This window comes from Bacillus sp. FSL M8-0063, from assembly GCF_038005545.1.
Lineage (GTDB): Bacteria > Bacillota > Bacilli > Bacillales > Bacillaceae_G > Bacillus_A > Bacillus_A wiedmannii.
The window spans coordinates 2,376,745-2,394,135 of record NZ_JBBOTJ010000001.1 but is presented as its reverse complement, the minus strand read 5'-3'; the positions used below and the strand labels follow the sequence as shown (position 1 = coordinate 2,394,135).

Here is a 17,391-nt window from a genome sequence, read left to right as displayed (position 1 = left end):
AAGGTTTATTGTAACCCGAGTTTTTTTAGGCGGTTATATAAAGTGGCCCTCGTAACACCGAGCTGTTTCGCGCATTCTAATTTATTCCCATTTAAAATGCGTAAAGCCCTCTCGATGACTTTTTTCTCATGTTCATCCATCTCTTCTTGTAAGGAGAGGATTGTATGATTGTTGCTGAGTAATACGGAATGAGCCGTATGATTGTCTAACGTTTCAGTTGTATGAAATGGTAAATATTCTTGTTTTATAATCCCGTCAGTCGCAAATACGACAAGTCTTTCAACGACGTTACGAAGCTCGCGAATATTACCTGGCCAATTGTAATGAAGCAGTTCATGCATAATGCTAGAAGGTAAGTCACGAATTGGTCTGTTGTAGTTGATTGAAAAATCGTTTAAGAAAGAATAAGTTAATTCAATAATATCCTCGCGTCTTTCTCGCAGCGGTGGAATATGCAAGCTAACTACATTTAGGCGATAGTATAAATCTTCTCGGAACGTACCTTTTCTCATTTCTTCTTGTAAATCACGATTTGTAGCCGCGATAATGCGGAAATTAATATGAATCTCTTTTTCTCCACCAACTCGGTAATATTTTCGTTCTTGTAGTACACGCAATAGTTTTACTTGCATATCGAGCGGCATTTCTCCTATTTCATCTAGAAATAAAGTACCGCCTTGCGCGAGCTCTATTTTACCCTTTTTGCCTTTACTACTTGCACCAGAAAACGCCCCGCGTTCATACCCAAATAATTCACTTTCAAATAACGCTTCTGGAATGGCGCCACAGTTAATTGAAATGAAAGGTGCCTTAGCTGATTCACTTGCTTCATGAATCGCTTTTGCAAATACTTCTTTTCCAACACCACTTTCGCCGAGTATTAAAACAGTTGATTTCACCGAACAAACTTTTCTAGCTAATTGTATCGTTCTTTGTATAACAGGGCTTTTTCCATTCATCGCAAGGAAAGGGTCGGGTTCATCTTTGTACTTTGCAACCTCTTGTTCTAAACGGTGCATTTCATGTGACATATTAAATAGTTTTTCATTTAAAGCGACTTGATTTGTTACATCAGTTTCTGAAACGACAGCTCCGATAATTTCATCGTTACAATACACTGGATTTGAATTAATTAATACGAACAAATCTGGACGAGGCTGATGGAACTGAGCAATTATGCTTTTTCCGTCATGTAATGATTGCAAGATTTCCAAATCTTTATAGTCAAAAAAACGAGTGATAGGTTGTCCAATAATTTCAGTATAGTTGACTGAAAAAATCTTTTCGGCGCCATCTGTCCAAGTGCGAACACATTCTTTATCATCGATAACTGTAACAGAAGAATCCGTTGTTTGTATTACGGTGTTATAAAAAGATTGTAGTTCATTGTAAGACTTAATAAGAAACGGAATGATTTGCTGAGACGTTATACAGCATATAGGCTCTTTATTTTTGTTCATTACGATAACGGCCATTTCATTAGAAAACGCGTCAATTAAAGCAGTGAATGAGTCATCTTCATATATAACTGCGCAGTTATATTCTTCTGTAGTAGAAGGGCGGTAATAAAATTTTTCGTTAACTTGCTGGGTAGGTTGCATGCTGTATGTATGATCGATGGATAAAATTTTTAGAAATTCTTTTATTGTGGGAAATGAGAATGCCATATTGTCCTCCTGTTATGTATAAAAATTTTGACAGTGATAAAAAAATAATACACCTATTTACGATAAATTTGAAATATTTTTACAAATAAAAATATTTTTTATAAAAAGTGTATATATGTATAGTTGGCACGTCAATTGCATGAAAGAAAGTGAGGAATTAAAAAGAAGGGAGGGGTGCTACGTGAGGCACTGTGACGTTTTAATAATAGGTGGTGGAATTATAGGCTGTTCTATCGCTTATTACACATCAAAATATGGAAGAGACGTAACAATCATTGAAAAAGGAGAATTTGTCAGTGGGACGTCTTCACGGTGTGACGGGAATATTTTGGCTATTGATAAAGACCCAGGATTTGATAGTCAAATGTCGTTAGTAAGTCAAAAATTAGTAAATGATTTAAGTGAAGAGTTAGAGCACTCATTTGAATATAGGGCGCCAGGAAGTATTCTCGTATGTGAATCAGATGAAGAAATGGCAGCAGCACAGCAATGGGTGAATCGTCAAAAAGAAGTTGGGTTACCGTTCCGAATGCTTGATAGGCAAGATATAAGAGCGGAATCGCCATTTTTTGCGGACGATTTATTGGGTGGTTTAGAATGCGCAACGGATTCTACTGTAAATCCATATCTCCTTGCATTTTCACTTTTAGCAGAGTCGAAAAAAATGGGTGCGAAAGCTTTTAATTATACGGAAGTAAAAGAAATGAAAAGAGATATAGACGGTTCCTTTATTGTAGAAACGACTAACGGGACGTTTACCGCGAAGCAAGTGGTGAACGCAGCTGGTGTGTGGGCTCCAAAAATCGGAGAAATGTTGGATGTAAATATCCCAATTGAACCGAGAAAAGGACATATTATTGTAGCTTCAAGGCAACAACACGTTGGTTGCCGTAAAGTAATGGAATTTGGTTATTTAATTTCTAAATTTGGCGGAAAACGAAAAGTGGATGCTTTAACTGAGAAATATGGGATAGCTCTTGTGTTTGAGCCGACAGAAAGCCAAAATTTTTTAATTGGTAGTAGTAGAGAGTTTGTAGGCTTTCATACGAAGATAAACAACGAGGTTATTAAATGTATTGCAAACAGAGCAATTCGTTTTTATCCGAAAATGGCGGATATGATGGTGATTCGTTCATATGCTGGATTACGCCCGTGGACAGAAGATCATTTGCCAATCATTTCACGCGTGGAACATATCCCGAACTACTTTATCGCCGCGGGGCATGAAGGGGATGGCATTAGCCTGGCAGCAGTTACAGGGAAAGTGATTGAAGAGTTGTTAAATGAAAAAGAAACAATCATTCCTATTGAACCACTTCGTTTGAGTCGTTTTACAGAAAGGGTGTTAAACGGATGAGGTCACAAAGAGTCTTTACGACGATTGATACACATACGGGCGGGAATCCGACGAGGACATTGATAAGCGGACTTCCAAAGTTAATTGGAGAGACGATGGCAGAGAAGATGTTACATATGAAAAAGGAGTATGACTGGATTCGCAAATTGTTAATGAATGAACCGCGTGGTCATGATGTAATGTCAGGAGCATTATTAACAGATCCATGTCATCCTGAAGCAGATATTGGTGTTATATACATAGAGACAGGTGGATATTTACCAATGTGTGGTCACGATACAATTGGTGTATGTACAGCTTTAATTGAATCAGGTTTAATTCCGGTAGTTGAACCGATTACTTTGTTAAAGTTAGACACGCCAGCGGGCTTAGTTGAAGTTGATATCTTTGTTCAAGATGGAAAAGCGAAAGAAGTCTCTTTCTGTAACATACCAGCTTTTTTACTGAAACATATTACTGTACAAGTTGAAGGAATTGGAACTGTAGAAGCAGATATTGCGTATGGAGGGAATTTTTATGCCATTATCGATGCGAAGTCAGTAGGTTTAGAGTTAGTACCGGAAAATGCATCTACAATTATCGATAAGGCAATTCATATTAGAAATATCATTAATGAGGAATTTGAAATCATTCATCCGCAGTACTCGTTTATTAGAGGGTTAACCCATATTGAATTTTATACAGATCCTACTCATGAAAGTGCTCATGTGAAAAATACAGTTGTCGTTCCGCCAGGAGGAATTGATCGTTCTCCATGTGGTACAGGAACATCAGCGAAGTTAGCTGTATTATACGCAAATCAAAAAATTGAAGTGGATGAAGAGTTTATTCATGAGAGTATCGTTGGCTCTTTATTTAAAGGGTGCGTCATAAATACAACATCTGTAGAAAATATTGAAGCTGTCGTAACGAAAATTACAGGTTCAGCTTGGCTTATGGGGATGCATAGATTTTTTTATAATGAAAAGGACCCACTGAAAGAAGGCTTTTTGCTAATTCCGCCGATGGAACATGAAACGGAGGATGTAAAATGAACATTCAAAAAATGTATACAACAGTAGACGTACATGTAAATGGTGAAGCATTTCGTGTAATGAAAGATGTACCATGCAAATACTACTACAGTTTAGAGCAATTAAACGAACAAATTTCAGGTGAATTAGCAGAAGGAATGAAGCTTTTATTAAATGAGCCACGTGGTTTTATCGGATTAAATGGATGTATTGTCGTTCCTTCTATTCATATGGAAGTCGATGCCGCTGTATTATTTTTTAATCATGAAGGATCCATGCCGCTTCATTATGGAGGCATTGTCGCAGTAATAACGATGTTACTAGAAAGCGGGTATTTAAAAAAGAGAGAGACGAACCAATACAAAATCGAAACGCTATCTGGTATATTTTCAATCCATGCGTATGTAGAGAATGATGAAGTTGTATCAGTTTCGTTTGAAAGTAAACTATGTTATAGGATTGAGAAAAATTTACAAGTGGGTAATATAAGTTACTCTCTCATTCAAGCAGATAAAGTATATGCAGTTGTAGAAAAAGATACGTATTCACCAGACATTCGTATTGAAAACATTTCTGAATTGAAAAAATGGGGAGAAGCTACACTACAAGCTATACAAAAACAGTCGTTAATAAAAAGGCTTATTTTAGTAGATTCTTCGCAGAAAGATAAGAACTATATAAAGTCGATTACATTTCATGAAGATAACTTTATCGTACGTTCGCCAGGTTTTGTTTCTACTATTGTATCTTATGTTCATGCGTTATTTAAAAATGATTATTTGGCGGATAAACCTTTTATAAATGAAAGTATATTTAATAGCTTTATAACAGTTGAAAAAGTGAAGAAGGAAGAAACGGGTTACATTTTCAGTTTTGAAAGTAGAGGATTTATTACAGGGATGCAGACGTTTCTATTAGACCCTACAGATCCATTTCCGACAGGATTTTTATTAAAATAAAATAGTAAAGGGAGAGATAAATATGAAAAAAATTAAAGGGGCATTTCCAGTATTGATCACACCGATGGATGAGTTTCAAGAAATTAATTGGAACGGTGTAAAACAAAACGTAAACTATTTTATCGATCAAAAGGTAGCTGGCATTATTATTAATGGAAGCACAGGTGAGTTTGTTAGTTTATCAAAAGAAGAACGATTTAAAATGGTAGAAACAGTATTAAAAGAAGTTGATGGCCGTATTCCAGTTATTGTAGGAACTGCAGCAGAAACGACGAAAGAAACGATTGAATATACGAAACATGCAGAAGCACACGGAGCGGATTGCGCATTAATTATTAACTCGTACTATTGTAAGCCGAAAGAAGAGGAAATTTATTTTCATTTTAAAGAAATCTCAAACGCTGTAAATATACCAATTATGTTATACAATAATCCGTTTACATCTGGTATCAATATGAGTACAGAGCTCATGCTACGTATTGGAAAAGAATGTGAAAATGTTACACATATTAAAGAATCTAGCGGAGATATTCGTAAAGCAAGAGATTTAGTAAGACAAGGCGAAGGTGCTTTTCAAGTATTCTGTGGATCTGAAGATTTAGTTATGGAATCTTATTTAGTAGGTGCAACGGGATGGGTTTCAGTAGCAGGAAATATTGTACCGGGACTTGTTACGAAAATGCATGAGCATTTCCAAAATGGTGAATTAGAAAAAGCCTGGGAAATAAACGATGCTATTTTACCTCTTTGCGAGTTTCTTGAAGGATCAGGAAAATATGTACAAATCGTTAAACGCTCAATGGAATTACACGGACAAGCGGGGGGGCCTTCTCGTTATCCGAGACTCGGATTAACTGAAGAAGAAGATCAAAAACTTCAAACGATTATTTCAAAAATTGCAGCTCATGCAGCTGTTTAAATAAGGAGGAGATCATATATGTTAGCGACAAACATTGAGCTGAGACCAAAAGTGAAAGCGTTTTTAAATGAAGAAATTAAAATGTTTATTAATGGTGAATTTGTTCCTTCCATTAGCGGGAAGACATTTGAGACATACAATCCAGCAACAGAAGATGTTCTGGCTGTCGTATGTGAAGCGCAAGAAGATGATATTGATGTCGCTGTAAAAGCGGCAAGATCTGCATTTGAATCAGGACCTTGGGCAGAAATGACTACCGCTGAAAGAGCGCACCTTATTTATAAATTAGCAGACTTAATTGAAGAGCATGGAGAAGAATTAGCGCAGTTAGAAGCTTTAGATAATGGGAAACCATATCAAGTAGCACTGGATGATGATATTGCAGCGACTGTAGAAAATTATCGCTATTATGCAGGATGGGCTACAAAAATTATCGGGCAAACGATTCCGATTTCAAAAGATTACTTAAATTACACACGCCATGAACCTGTTGGCGTTGTAGGTCAAATTATTCCTTGGAATTTTCCACTCGTTATGTCTTCTTGGAAAATGGGAGCTGCACTAGCAACAGGTTGTACAATCGTATTAAAACCAGCAGAGCAAACGCCTTTATCGTTATTATATACAGCGAAGCTCTTTAAAGAAGCAGGTTTTCCAAACGGTGTTGTAAACTTTGTTCCAGGTTTTGGCCCAGAAGCAGGAGCTGCAATCGTAAACCATCATGATATTGATAAAGTAGCCTTCACAGGTTCAACAGTTACAGGAAAATATATTATGCGTCAATCTGCAGAAACAATTAAACATGTAACGTTAGAACTTGGTGGTAAATCACCAAATATCATTTTAGAAGATGCTGATTTAGAAGAAGCGATTAACGGTGCATTCCACGGCATTATGTATAATCACGGCCAAAATTGTAGTGCCGGATCTCGCGTATTCGTTCACCGAAAACATTACGAAACAGTCGTAAATGAACTAGTGAAAATGGCGAATAACGTGAAGCTTGGAGCAGGTATGGAGAAGGAAACGGAAATGGGTCCACTTGTATCTAAAAAGCAACAAGAGCGTGTTCTACATTACATTGAACAAGGAAAGGCAGAAGGTGCTACTGTTGCTGCTGGTGGTGAACGGGCATTTGAAAAAGGATATTTTGTACAGCCGACAGTATTCACAAATGTTACTGATGATATGACAATTGTGAAAGAAGAAATTTTTGGACCAGTTGTCGTTGTACTTCCATTTGATTCAACAGAAGAGGTAATCGAAAGAGCAAATCGCTCTTCATACGGACTCGCAGCGGGCGTATGGACACAAAATATTAAAACAGGACATCAAGTTGCTAATAAATTAAAAGCAGGAACAGTATGGATTAATGATTATAATTTAGAAAATGCAGCTGCACCATTTGGTGGCTTTAAACAATCTGGTATCGGTCGTGAGTTAGGTTCATATGCGCTTGATAACTATACAGAAGTGAAAAGCGTTTGGGTAAATATAAAGTAATAGAGAATCTAACTGTTAATAAATAGAGGGGTGCAATAATAAGAGCTGCGGACAACTGGAAGGTTTAATAATAGTTGTCCGTTTTCTTATATATAAAATAGTTTTCAAAAGAATGTTAAGGGGGATTTGGATGGAGCAATTAGTAGAGTGGTTAGTAGGGCAAGTATGGAGTATTGGGTTAGTTGTTTTTGCATTAGGGGCAGGTGTGTATTTTACAATTGCCACTCGTTTTCTGCAAATTCGTTATTTTAAAGAGATGATTAAACTATTATTTGAAGGGAAGAGCTCGGAGACGGGAATTTCATCCTTTCAAGCATTTTGTTTAGCCTTATCAGGTAGGGTTGGAATAGGTAATATCGCAGGGGTCGCGACAGCTATCGCTTTTGGCGGACCGGGAGCCGTGTTTTGGATGTGGGTAATGGCTCTTTTAGGAGCAGCGAGTGCATTTGTTGAATCAACATTATCTCAAGTATATAAAAGTAAAGTCGGAAATGAATACCGCGGTGGTACACCATATTTCATTGAAAAAGGCCTGAAAATGAAATGGTTTGCAGTCATTGTAGCGGTTGTTGTAACACTTTCATATGGCGTTTTATTACCAGGTATTCAGTCTAGTAGTATCGCAGTTGGATTTGAAAACTCTAATGGCATTAGCAAATATATAACTGGAATATTATTAGTTATTTTATTAGCATCAATCATTTTTGGTGGCGTAAGGAGAATTGCGGGCGTTTCGCAAATGCTTGTTCCATTTATGGCAATTGGTTATGTAATTGTTACATGTATCGTATTAATTGCGAATGTAACAGAAATTCCAAGTATGTTCGCTTTAATTTTCTCTAGTGCTTTTGGTGTAAATGAAATGTTTGGCGGAATCGTCGGTGCAGCAATTGCATGGGGCGTAAAGCGCGCTGTATTTTCAAATGTTGCAGGTGTTGGAGAAGCGACGTATAGCTCCGCTGCTGCTGAAGTATCCCATCCTGCAAAACAAGGATTAGTTCAAGCATTTTCTGTATATATCGATACTATTGTTGTATGTACAGCGACAGCTCTTATGATTTTAATAACAGGTATGTATAATGTTATACCGGAAGGGAAAAGCGCTATTGTAAAGAACATAGGGAATGTTGATGCAGGTCCGATATATACACAACAAGCAGTTGAAACTGTTATGACAGGGTTTGGTCCATTATTTATTTCAATCGCAATTTTCTTCTTCGCATTTACAACATTACTCGCATACTACTATATTGCTGAAACGACGCTTACTTATTTAGATCGTGATCTTAAACATAGCTGGTTAAAACCAGTTTTAAAAATTGGATTTTTAATTATGGTTTACATCGGTAGCGTTGAATCAGCGTCGCTTTTATGGAATCTTGGAGATTTAGGAATCGGTAGTATGGCATGGTTAAACTTAATTGCGATTCTACTATTAAGTAAAATCGCATTAAAAGTGTTAAAAGATTATGAAGCACAGAAAAAAGAAGGGAAAGATCCAGTATTTAATCCTAAAAATGTTGGGATTGAAGGATTAGTTTTTTGGGAAGAGAGAAGTAAAGAGATTGAAAGGAAAAACTATAAGGAACAATCTGTAGTAGATGATAGTCTGAAATTGTAACTTGAATAAACTGAATATTCATTCTTTTAAATGAGGTATATTGCCTTCTTTTCATCACATACTACAATAGGTACACATAATTTGAATGGGGGTAATAATAAGATGGAACACGAACAACATAGTTCAGTAAATGATGTTCTACATCATTATAAAGAAGGTATCGGTAGTTTTACTAACCAAATCCCTGAAATTGCTGAAACATATAATGCATTCACGCAAGCTTGTTTTCAAGAGGGTTCTTTAACAAAAAGAGAAAAACAACTTATTGCATTAGGAATTAGTCTAGCAACGCAAGATGAGTACTGTACCATTTATCATACAAAAGGTTGTCTTGATCAAGGGTGTTCAGATAAAGAAATTCTGGAAGCATGCGGTGTTTCAGCAGCATTTGCTGGCGGAGCTGCAATGAGTCAAGCAGTAACATTAGTACAAGAGTGTTTAAGTGAACTGAAAAATCAAAAGCATTGAATATAAAAGAACGTTTTAAACTTTATGTTTAAAACGTTCTTTTACGTGAGATTAAATTTGAGTATAAAAATTATCTGGTATGTGATGTAATAAAGTAAGGTTTTTAAATTTGTGGGAATGTGAAAGCACAATTATTTATTTAGTTTTAAGATTTTCTAAAAAGTTTTAATTGTTTCATATAATCAATAGCTTTTGTTTTGTTCTTTTGTTTACATACAAATTCTATCGTTATTAAGTTGTATGTAATTTAATATTCCATATTTTTATAAATCGATTTCTCTACGTCAGGAAGAACTCTGTATATACTCTTACTGATTAAAGATTCTAATTCGTTTTTAATTGTGTAGAAACCTTTCCAATGTAAAGAGGAATGAGGGGTTGTTCCATGTCGTAAACCAACTGAAATCAATCTTTTTTCAAGAGTAGTAAAGCCTTCCGCATCAGCAAGTGCGTCACAAAGGGTAATGACCTTACTGTATAAGTCGTAGTCACTATTTTCATTTAATATTTCAATTAATTGGCTTTTCATATAATCAGGAACAAGGCTCCACTCCGCTGCGATATTTAAATGCTCATTTTTGCACGGGAAAGAGTGTGTCACGCAAATAATTGCGTTTCCTGTATACCCTAAATCATTCATATACATATAACCATCATAGGAATGAATAACAGATTTAGTAAAACCTTTATACCTTCCTATATCATGTAGCAGAGCAGCATTATATGCTATGTCAGCATTTAGGTCATACCCATTATTAATAAGTTCTACAACTATCTTTTCAGTTGCAAGGGCAACATTACATGAATGTTCGAACCACGGACCTGGGCTTTGTTTATATGCCCACTCGAGTAATTCTCTTGCATATGTCCTATCTAATATATACTTCATATAGGTATCCTTTCTCTAAAAAATTGTACTTTAAATAATTTCATCTTAGTAATTCATTTTTCCTTCCTTAAAACTTGGTACAATGACATAAAAGGGGGATTAGTAATGCAAAATGTAGTAATTGAAGAAATTAAGCAAATAAAAGATGATGTGGAAGAGCTTTCTAAACTTTTGAAAACGGTTGTAAATGATGGGGCGTCAATTGGTTTTTTACCTCCACTGGAACGGAAAGAATCAGCGAAGTATTGGGAAACTGTATTAGCACCAGAAGTAATCTTATATGTCGCTAAAATAAATAATGAAGTGGCCGGGAGTATTCAATTACATTTAGTTACAAAACTTAATGGGATTCATAGAGCTGAAATTTGTAAGTTAATGACTCATCCAAACTTTAGACGTAATGGCATTGGGCGTTTACTTATGCAAAAAGCAGAGGAGCGAGCAAAGCAAGAAAAAAGGTCTCTTATTGTACTAGATACGAGAGAAGGAGACCCTTCTAATAGATTGTATAAATCATTAGACTATAAAGAAGTTGGAAAAATACCAGAATACGCAATTTCTCCGAGTGGTGATTTAGATGCTACAGTTATTTATTATAAAGTTTTATAAGTTATGATTAAAAAGCTATTATGCTAAAAATAATAAACTCCGATTTTTAACACCGCCTATATTTCTCTAGCGGTGTTATTTGAATGTATCAATAAAATTAATTTAATGTACTAATTGAATTTGAGAAAGTTTTTAGAGGGTTATGTTTGTATAGTCTCTCATCTTATAATGAATGTAGAGGAGATGACTAGGCAACTATAGTTGTTTTCGCTTTATTATGCGAAAGGGGATGTCGGGATGAAAACGAAAGGTTTACAGAAGGTGAAGAAAGTTATGTTAAGTGGTAGCATATTACTTACGGGATTGTTAACTTTCGGTTTTTCAGAGAAAGCTTCAGCTCATGGATATGTTGAATCACCAGCAAGCCGTTCTTATTTATGTAAGCAAGGGGTAAATGTGAATTGCGGACCGATTCAATATGAGCCACAAAGTGTAGAAGGAATAGGTGGATTCCCGCAATTAGGACCTTCTGATGGACAAATTGCCGGAGCTGGCCATTTTCCTGCTTTAGACGTTCAAACAGTTGATAGGTGGAAGAAAGTTACGTTAAACGGCGGGACGAATACATTCAAGTGGAAACTAACGGCACCTCATAGTACGAAAGAATGGAAATACTATATTACGAAAAAAGATTGGAATCCAAATAAGCCGTTAACAAGGTCTGATTTAGATTTAGTGCCATTCTATGTGAAAAATGATGGAGGAACTAGACCAGGAACTTCAGTAACACATGAAGCAAATGTACCTACTGATAGAAATGGATATCACCTTATTTTAGCTGTTTGGGAAATTGCAGATACTGGGAATGCATTTTATCAAGTTATAGATGTTAACCTTGTAAATAACGGTTTAGCATCAAATTTCGCGCTAAATCATGTAGTGCAGGCTCCTACCTTATTTTAAATAAAATATACATTTCGATCATCTAATTCATTTTAGATGATCTTTTTTCCGAAAAACGATGAAAAATATAGAAGAAAGTGCAATTATTTATAAAAAAATGGGCTTTAAATATTGTCATATTTGCTTCTTTAAGATATCCTTTTCATGAAGAGGTGGAAAACATGGAAAAAGTACTAGTTTTCGGGCATAAAAACCCAGATACAGATGCAATTTGTTCTGCAATTGCTTATGCAGAATTGAAAAAAGAATTAGGAATGAATGCTGAGCCTGTACGTTTAGGTGAAATCAGCGGTGAAACTCAATTTGCGTTAGATCATTTTAAAGTAGAAGGACCGCGTTTTGTTGAGACAGTTGCAAGCGAAGTGGACAACGTTATTTTAGTTGATCATAACGAGCGTCAACAAAGTGCTAACGATATCGAATCTGTTCGTGTGTTAGAAGTTATTGACCATCACCGTATTGCTAACTTTGAAACAAGCGATCCTATTTACTACCGTTGTGAGCCAGTTGGTTGTACAGCTACAATCTTAAACAAAATGTACAAAGAAAATGGCGTTACAATTCGTAAAGAAGTTGCAGGCTTAATGTTATCTGCAATCATTTCAGATTCTTTACTATTCAAATCTCCAACTTGCACAGAGCAAGACGTAGCAGCAGCTCGTGAATTAGCGGAAATCGCTGGTGTAGATGCTGATAGCTACGGCTTAGAAATGTTAAAAGCTGGTGCTGACTTAAGCGGAAAAACAATGGAGCAATTAATCTCTCTTGACGCTAAAGAATTCCAAATGGGTAATGCGAAAGTTGAAATCGCACAAGTAAACGCTGTTGATACAAACGACGTTCTTGTACACCAAGGGGAACTTGAAAAAGTTATCTCTGCAGTAGTAGAAGAAAAAGGTTTAGACCTATTCTTATTCGTTGTAACTGATATCTTAACTAACGATTCTGTCGGTCTTGCGATCGGTAAAGCAGCAAACGTTGTTGAGAAAGCATACAACGTATCTCTAGAAAACAACACTGCTACATTAAAAGGTGTTGTATCTCGTAAAAAACAAATCGTACCAGTATTAACAGAAGCATTCCAAGCTTAATTTTATTAAGTACAGATAAACAGCAAGGACAAGTAGTCGGATTGGCTATTTGTCCTTTTCTATCTCTAAAAAACAGAAAATTAAAATTTTAAAACAGGAGGATTGTGTATGCTTAATGATTTGGAGAGTAAATTACAGTCACTTTTAGAGCGAAATATTACTTCTGTTTCAGAATTAGAGAATTGGCTTTTGGATGAACAGAGTGTAACTGCTGAAATAGAAGAGGAGATAACAAGTAGTTTAATCGCCACGTATAGAGATACAAATGACAGAAATAAACGTAATTTACATATGTATAATCAAAATACAATTCAACCACTTTTAAAAAGATACAATGCAAAATTTGACCAGAAATTTATAGAGTCTCCGTTTTCCGACTTATTAGATGAGCAGAAATACGGTTTTATGACAAAAGCAAGATTGATAAAAAGTAAAATGTTTAATGACAAGAACATTGCTCTTACCATTAAAGAGCAAGAGCTTATTACGAAATATAGAGAAATAATGTCTAACATATCTATTAATTGGGAAGGCGAGCAAAAGACGTATGCATATGTAAAAGCAAAGCTAGATAACCCTAATAGAGCTATTCGTGAAAAAGCTTGGTACGCTTTATGTGAAGCAAGAAGTGTAGTGAAAATAGAAATAGATTGTATTATGAATGAACTCGTACAATTGCGGAATGAGACAGCTTTACATGCAGGATTTAATAATTATAGTGAATATGCTTTTAAACAAAAAAATAGAGATTATAGTATTGAAGAGTGTTATAAACTTCATGAATCTATAGAAAAGTATGTTGTACCAATTTGGAAACAGTTGGGAAGTCTTTCTAAAAAGAATCTCGGTGTAAAAACGTATCGCCCGTGGGATCTAACGCCTTGTAATTTACTAAAAGTCCCATTTCAAAATACCGTTGATTTATTGTATGGGGTGGAAGAAGTGTTTCGGAAGACTGATTTATATTTTTATGAGAAATTTATTCATATAAGGAAAGCTGGATTCATTGACGTAGAAGAACGTGAAAATAAAGCGCCAGGAGCCGCTTGTTTTACCTTGCCTCATAGTAAAGAGGTTTTTGTGTATTCTAATTTTAGTCCATCATTTTATGCAATTAATGCACTTATACATGAAGTAGGGCATGCCTTTCATTTTTATAAACAATTTAACAATGATAGTAGTATGCAAGAAAAATATCTTCGCGAAGAAGTGGCTGAGCTTTATTCTCTCAGTCTTGAGTTGCTAGTAATGGATAAGCTGGATATCTTTTATAAGCAAGAGGATGAATATAAAGAAGTACAGCGCGTACAATTATATCGTGCTTTCTCACTGTTAATGTCGTCAATTGCAGGAGATGTATTTCAGCACTGGCTGTATTCAAATCCAAACCATACTCCAGGAGAACGTGATAAGAAATATATGGAACTATGCGAAAGGTATCAATATTCATCAGTCGATATTGCTGGATTAGAAGATGAAATTAGTTCAAGTTGGTTAGAATCATTTCATTTTATTCAGTTTCCTTTTTATAAAATTGAATATGCAATTGCACAAATAGGAGCAATGCAATTGTTTCAAATTTATCGAGAAGACCCAGAAAAAGCGATTGCTTTCTTTAAAGAAGGTGCGAGTGCAGATTGGAATTTATCCATGCAAGAAATATATGAAAAAACAGGTATCACGTTTGACTTTTCGGAAGAAAGGATAGAAAGTACTGCAAGTGTAATTTTTGATCTAATTAATGAATTAAAATAAGGATAGCATTTGCTATCCTTATAACTGTTTGTTCGTAGATTTTTTCTTGTTTATATAAAATGGAATAATAGCCGCAATGATGAAAATAGGTATGGCATACGCTTGCCCAACAAACAACTTCCAGCCAATATGATTATAACCTTCAGATGCTGGAGCAATCATAGCGATTATGCAAACAATAATATAGAGTACTAGTGCAGGGATTATATTTTTCATTTGTTCACCTCCTTTTCATAAAATTATCACATGTATATTTGTATAATACATTATAGTTTGAGAAAAGATATATGTTTTTCTAACATTTATGTAAATAAAAGGGTTGTTATTAAGTGGAATAGAATAGGTGTATGTAGAATGATATAGGGGTGTTACATATAATGAACAATATATTAAATCGAATAAAGAAAGATGTAAGTATAGAATTATTGAATACACTATGGCCTGGTTTTAATAGGGCTGCATTTGCACTATATAATGATGAGCATGTGTATGTATTTCATCATCCATTATTTTTGAAAGATGATGGTGAGTATGCCATTTTAAAGCGGGATGAACAATTTAAGGCTGATACATTTATCCTATTAAAAGATTATCCGACTGCCATCGTGAATATGAATAGGCATAGAGATTATGAAAGTTTACTTGCAGTTGTGGTGCACGAACTTTTTCATTGCTATCAATATTTGAATAAAGAAAGTAGATTTCCAAATGAAACTTTAGGATTTCAATATCCTATAATAGAGGGAAATATAGAATTGCGAAATAAAGAACGAATGTGTTTATATGATGCTGTGCATTGTAAGTCACAAGCTGAGAAATATAATTATATTAAGCAATTTATTGAACTAAGAGAGCAAAGAACTAGTTTTATGAAAGAAGAGTTTATCACTTATGAGTGTATGGTTGAAAGTATAGAGGGGCCTGCTTGGTATGTTGAAATGAACGCCCACATTGCAGTATGTAAAAATGATGAAAGTGAAACATTACGAAAATATAGCGGACTTATTTTAGATATATATGATGCTAATTGTAACATTAGGAAGAGTTGCTATAGCTCAGGAATGCTTTTATGTTTATTATTAGATGAGATGCATTCTGAATGGAGAACGAGCTTCTTTAATAGTGATAAATCATTATATGCTTTTTTAAAACAAAACATTAATGTTGTTTTAAGTTTAAATAATGAATTTGCAATAAGTAAAGAAACGAAGCAAATCCTTCATTTTGTACAAAACGAAAGGGATAAGGATTTTATGCAATTTTATAAAGAAGAAGGGTATCATCTGTATATTGTAGGGAATATAAAATTAAATTCGTTTAATCCAATGAATGTAAAATTAAACAAAAATAAAGCGTTACATAAAACCTTTTTAAGTGTATGTATACATAATAAAACATATATGATAAATCAACCTGTTTTAGCATCTTTTGAAGAAAATTTTAAAAATATGACACAAGTTCATATTATAATGAATGAAAAGCCGATAGTAACAAATAATGGTTGGAACGTAGTGGGTGTTGGTGATATAGAAGCTGAGTATGAAGAAGAAGAGAATTCTATATTTTTATATTTAAAAAGTTAGAAGTGAGGTAAGAAATAAAGATGAAAAGGTTATGCATAATTCCATGCGGAAAAAAGAAGATTTGGGATAAGTATCCAGATTTCGGACCGATGGAGGCAAAAGATGTATATATTAGCCCGTTCGGAAAAGCATGTCAGGCGTATGCAACTCTGTTTTTCGAGAATTGGGTTATCTTATCGGCGAAGCATGGATTTTTAAGACCAAATGATATTGTTCTAGAAAACTATGACCTTGCATTTGATTCAAAAAGCGATGAGATTATTAGCGTGGAACAATTAAAACAACAGATGATTGAAAAAGACTTGCTTCAGTTTGATGAAATTGTTTTACTTGCAGGCAAGAAGCATAAGAAAGTAGTGACACAATTATATCCAGAAGAAAACATTACGTATCCGTTAGCAGGATGTAAAGGAATTGGATATATGTTACAGAGGTTGAAAGGGGCTGTGGGGGAAGGAAAGGAACTATAGCCAACTTGTTGTAAGAGCTTTTTAGTTATATATATTGTGAGCAAAAAAATAGAAAATACATATTAATTTAAAGCTCAAATATTGGGCTTTTTTCTTTGTAGTAATCTCTTTAAATATATTAGGTACAACTAATAGAAAATTATAACATTTATAACTATACTTATAAATCTAGAATGTAGACTAGTAAACAAACCTCTTTCTACTTTTCATCATAGAATATGATGAATTCTATTTAGGAGGAGGAATATTTATGGGGAATCATTGTAATTGCAGGCGTTCATTTTGGGATGATTTAATGTTCGGAAGATGTGGATGTAAATGCAGGGATTGTCACGAATGTCGTTGCAAAGAGAAACCGAAATGTGATTGTCACGAATGTCGTTGCAAAGAGAAACCGAAATGTGATTGTCACGAATGTCGTTGCAAAGAGAAACCGAAATGTGATTGTGACGAGTGTCGCTGCAAGGAGAAATCGAAGTGTGATTGTGAAAAATGCAATTGTAAAGAGAAACCGAAATGTCATTGTAAACATGAAGGGTATTAATAATAAAAAAGAGTACGCTAAGTACTCTTTAATTTTTTAA

At 34.8% G+C, this 17,391-nt stretch carries 17 protein-coding genes; 14 read left to right on the top strand and 3 right to left on the bottom strand.

The window, feature by feature from the left end:
• Window positions 1–5 precede the first annotated feature (5 nt).
• The gene (locus tag MKX31_RS12050) at window positions 6–1,667 is read right to left on the bottom strand and encodes a sigma-54 interaction domain-containing protein (protein ID WP_340980899.1); all 1,662 of its coding nucleotides are present in this window, start codon (window positions 1,665–1,667) and stop codon (window positions 6–8) included.
• Between the two features lie 181 nt (window positions 1,668–1,848).
• Here MKX31_RS12050 and MKX31_RS12045 point away from each other — a divergent pair, with 181 nt between their 5' ends.
• From MKX31_RS12045 to MKX31_RS12015, 7 genes are all read left to right on the top strand, one after another.
• Window positions 1,849–3,024, top strand: a complete 1,176-nt coding sequence (locus tag MKX31_RS12045) for an NAD(P)/FAD-dependent oxidoreductase (RefSeq protein WP_340980898.1) — start codon at window positions 1,849–1,851, stop codon at window positions 3,022–3,024.
• Window positions 3,021–4,058 carry a proline racemase family protein gene (locus MKX31_RS12040; protein ID WP_340980897.1) on the top strand — a complete coding sequence of 346 codons (1,038 nt, stop codon included), beginning with the start codon at window positions 3,021–3,023 and terminating at the stop codon, window positions 4,056–4,058. The genes MKX31_RS12045 and MKX31_RS12040 overlap by 4 nt, the downstream gene beginning before the upstream one ends.
• Window positions 4,055–4,996, top strand: a complete 942-nt coding sequence (locus tag MKX31_RS12035; protein WP_064475522.1) for a proline racemase family protein — start codon at window positions 4,055–4,057, stop codon at window positions 4,994–4,996. Before MKX31_RS12040 ends, MKX31_RS12035 begins: the two co-directional genes overlap by 4 nt.
• Window positions 4,997–5,018: 22 nt before the next feature.
• Complete coding sequence (dapA, locus tag MKX31_RS12030) at window positions 5,019–5,915, top strand: 4-hydroxy-tetrahydrodipicolinate synthase (RefSeq protein WP_064475521.1); 897 nt, start codon at window positions 5,019–5,021, stop codon at window positions 5,913–5,915.
• Between the two features lie 18 nt (window positions 5,916–5,933).
• Entirely contained in the window at window positions 5,934–7,418 is a 1,485-nt protein-coding gene (locus tag MKX31_RS12025) for an aldehyde dehydrogenase family protein (protein ID WP_064475520.1), read from the top strand.
• 130 nt (window positions 7,419–7,548) lie between these two features.
• On the top strand, window positions 7,549–9,039 hold the full coding sequence (locus MKX31_RS12020; RefSeq protein ID WP_064475519.1) for an alanine/glycine:cation symporter family protein: 1,491 nt from the start codon (window positions 7,549–7,551) through the stop codon (window positions 9,037–9,039).
• A 30-nt stretch (window positions 9,040–9,069) separates the two neighbouring features.
• Window positions 9,070–9,507: a carboxymuconolactone decarboxylase gene (locus tag MKX31_RS12015; RefSeq protein ID WP_139326442.1), complete on the top strand. Its 438-nt coding sequence runs from the start codon at window positions 9,070–9,072 to the stop codon at window positions 9,505–9,507.
• Window positions 9,508–9,754: 247 nt separating this feature from the next.
• Here the strand turns inward: MKX31_RS12015 and MKX31_RS12010 are convergent, their stop codons facing one another.
• Window positions 9,755–10,396 carry an HD domain-containing protein gene (locus MKX31_RS12010; RefSeq protein WP_064475518.1) on the bottom strand — a complete coding sequence of 214 codons (642 nt, stop codon included), beginning with the start codon at window positions 10,394–10,396 and terminating at the stop codon, window positions 9,755–9,757.
• A gap of 105 nt (window positions 10,397–10,501) precedes the next feature.
• On the opposite strand from MKX31_RS12010, the gene MKX31_RS12005 reads away from it, so the two are divergent.
• The 4 genes from MKX31_RS12005 (at window position 10,502) to MKX31_RS11990 (ending at window position 14,754) form a co-directional block, all read left to right on the top strand.
• The gene (locus MKX31_RS12005; RefSeq protein WP_064475517.1) at window positions 10,502–11,005 is read left to right on the top strand and encodes a GNAT family N-acetyltransferase; all 504 of its coding nucleotides are present in this window, start codon (window positions 10,502–10,504) and stop codon (window positions 11,003–11,005) included.
• 237 nt (window positions 11,006–11,242) lie between these two features.
• Window positions 11,243–11,908, top strand: coding sequence for a lytic polysaccharide monooxygenase (locus MKX31_RS12000; RefSeq protein ID WP_064475516.1), 666 nt, complete (start codon window positions 11,243–11,245; stop codon window positions 11,906–11,908).
• A gap of 161 nt (window positions 11,909–12,069) precedes the next feature.
• Window positions 12,070–12,999 (top strand): manganese-dependent inorganic pyrophosphatase, encoded by a 930-nt coding sequence (ppaC, locus tag MKX31_RS11995; protein WP_340980896.1) that lies wholly within the window; start codon window positions 12,070–12,072, stop codon window positions 12,997–12,999.
• A gap of 108 nt (window positions 13,000–13,107) precedes the next feature.
• Window positions 13,108–14,754, top strand: a complete 1,647-nt coding sequence (locus MKX31_RS11990) for a M3 family oligoendopeptidase (RefSeq protein ID WP_098103145.1) — start codon at window positions 13,108–13,110, stop codon at window positions 14,752–14,754.
• Between the two features lie 18 nt (window positions 14,755–14,772).
• Here MKX31_RS11990 and MKX31_RS11985 read toward each other — a convergent pair whose 3' ends face one another.
• Window positions 14,773–14,970: a DUF4017 family protein gene (locus tag MKX31_RS11985; protein WP_098112157.1), complete on the bottom strand. Its 198-nt coding sequence runs from the start codon at window positions 14,968–14,970 to the stop codon at window positions 14,773–14,775.
• A 161-nt stretch (window positions 14,971–15,131) separates the two neighbouring features.
• Here MKX31_RS11985 and MKX31_RS11980 point away from each other — a divergent pair, with 161 nt between their 5' ends.
• From MKX31_RS11980 to MKX31_RS11970, 3 genes are all read left to right on the top strand, one after another.
• Window positions 15,132–16,337: a hypothetical protein gene (locus tag MKX31_RS11980; protein WP_064475514.1), complete on the top strand. Its 1,206-nt coding sequence runs from the start codon at window positions 15,132–15,134 to the stop codon at window positions 16,335–16,337.
• Between the two features lie 20 nt (window positions 16,338–16,357).
• Complete coding sequence (locus MKX31_RS11975) at window positions 16,358–16,807, top strand: DUF6884 domain-containing protein (RefSeq protein WP_064475513.1); 450 nt, start codon at window positions 16,358–16,360, stop codon at window positions 16,805–16,807.
• Between the two features lie 401 nt (window positions 16,808–17,208).
• Window positions 17,209–17,391 (top strand): hypothetical protein, encoded by a 183-nt coding sequence (locus tag MKX31_RS11970; RefSeq protein ID WP_306461243.1) that lies wholly within the window; start codon window positions 17,209–17,211, stop codon window positions 17,389–17,391.

Excerpts from the sequence above, each read along its gene's own strand:
- ppaC (WP_340980896.1), top strand. The coding sequence starts at position 12,070 with ATGGAAAAAGTACTAGTTTTCGGGCATAAAAACCCAGATACAGATGCA.
- MKX31_RS12040 (WP_340980897.1), top strand. The coding sequence starts at position 3,021 with ATGAGGTCACAAAGAGTCTTTACGACGATTGATACACATACGGGCGGG.
- MKX31_RS11980 (WP_064475514.1), top strand. The coding sequence starts at position 15,132 with ATGAACAATATATTAAATCGAATAAAGAAAGATGTAAGTATAGAATTA.
- MKX31_RS11990 (WP_098103145.1), top strand. The coding sequence starts at position 13,108 with ATGCTTAATGATTTGGAGAGTAAATTACAGTCACTTTTAGAGCGAAAT.
- MKX31_RS12005 (WP_064475517.1), top strand. The coding sequence starts at position 10,502 with ATGCAAAATGTAGTAATTGAAGAAATTAAGCAAATAAAAGATGATGTG.
- MKX31_RS12035 (WP_064475522.1), top strand. The coding sequence starts at position 4,055 with ATGAACATTCAAAAAATGTATACAACAGTAGACGTACATGTAAATGGT.
- dapA (WP_064475521.1), top strand. The coding sequence starts at position 5,019 with ATGAAAAAAATTAAAGGGGCATTTCCAGTATTGATCACACCGATGGAT.
- MKX31_RS11985 (WP_098112157.1), bottom strand. The coding sequence starts at position 14,970 with ATGAAAAATATAATCCCTGCACTAGTACTCTATATTATTGTTTGCATA.
- MKX31_RS12025 (WP_064475520.1), top strand. The coding sequence starts at position 5,934 with ATGTTAGCGACAAACATTGAGCTGAGACCAAAAGTGAAAGCGTTTTTA.
- MKX31_RS12015 (WP_139326442.1), top strand. The coding sequence starts at position 9,070 with ATGAGGTATATTGCCTTCTTTTCATCACATACTACAATAGGTACACAT.
- MKX31_RS12010 (WP_064475518.1), bottom strand. The coding sequence starts at position 10,396 with ATGAAGTATATATTAGATAGGACATATGCAAGAGAATTACTCGAGTGG.
- MKX31_RS12050 (WP_340980899.1), bottom strand. The coding sequence starts at position 1,667 with ATGGCATTCTCATTTCCCACAATAAAAGAATTTCTAAAAATTTTATCC.
- MKX31_RS12020 (WP_064475519.1), top strand. The coding sequence starts at position 7,549 with ATGGAGCAATTAGTAGAGTGGTTAGTAGGGCAAGTATGGAGTATTGGG.
- MKX31_RS11975 (WP_064475513.1), top strand. The coding sequence starts at position 16,358 with ATGAAAAGGTTATGCATAATTCCATGCGGAAAAAAGAAGATTTGGGAT.
- MKX31_RS12000 (WP_064475516.1), top strand. The coding sequence starts at position 11,243 with ATGAAAACGAAAGGTTTACAGAAGGTGAAGAAAGTTATGTTAAGTGGT.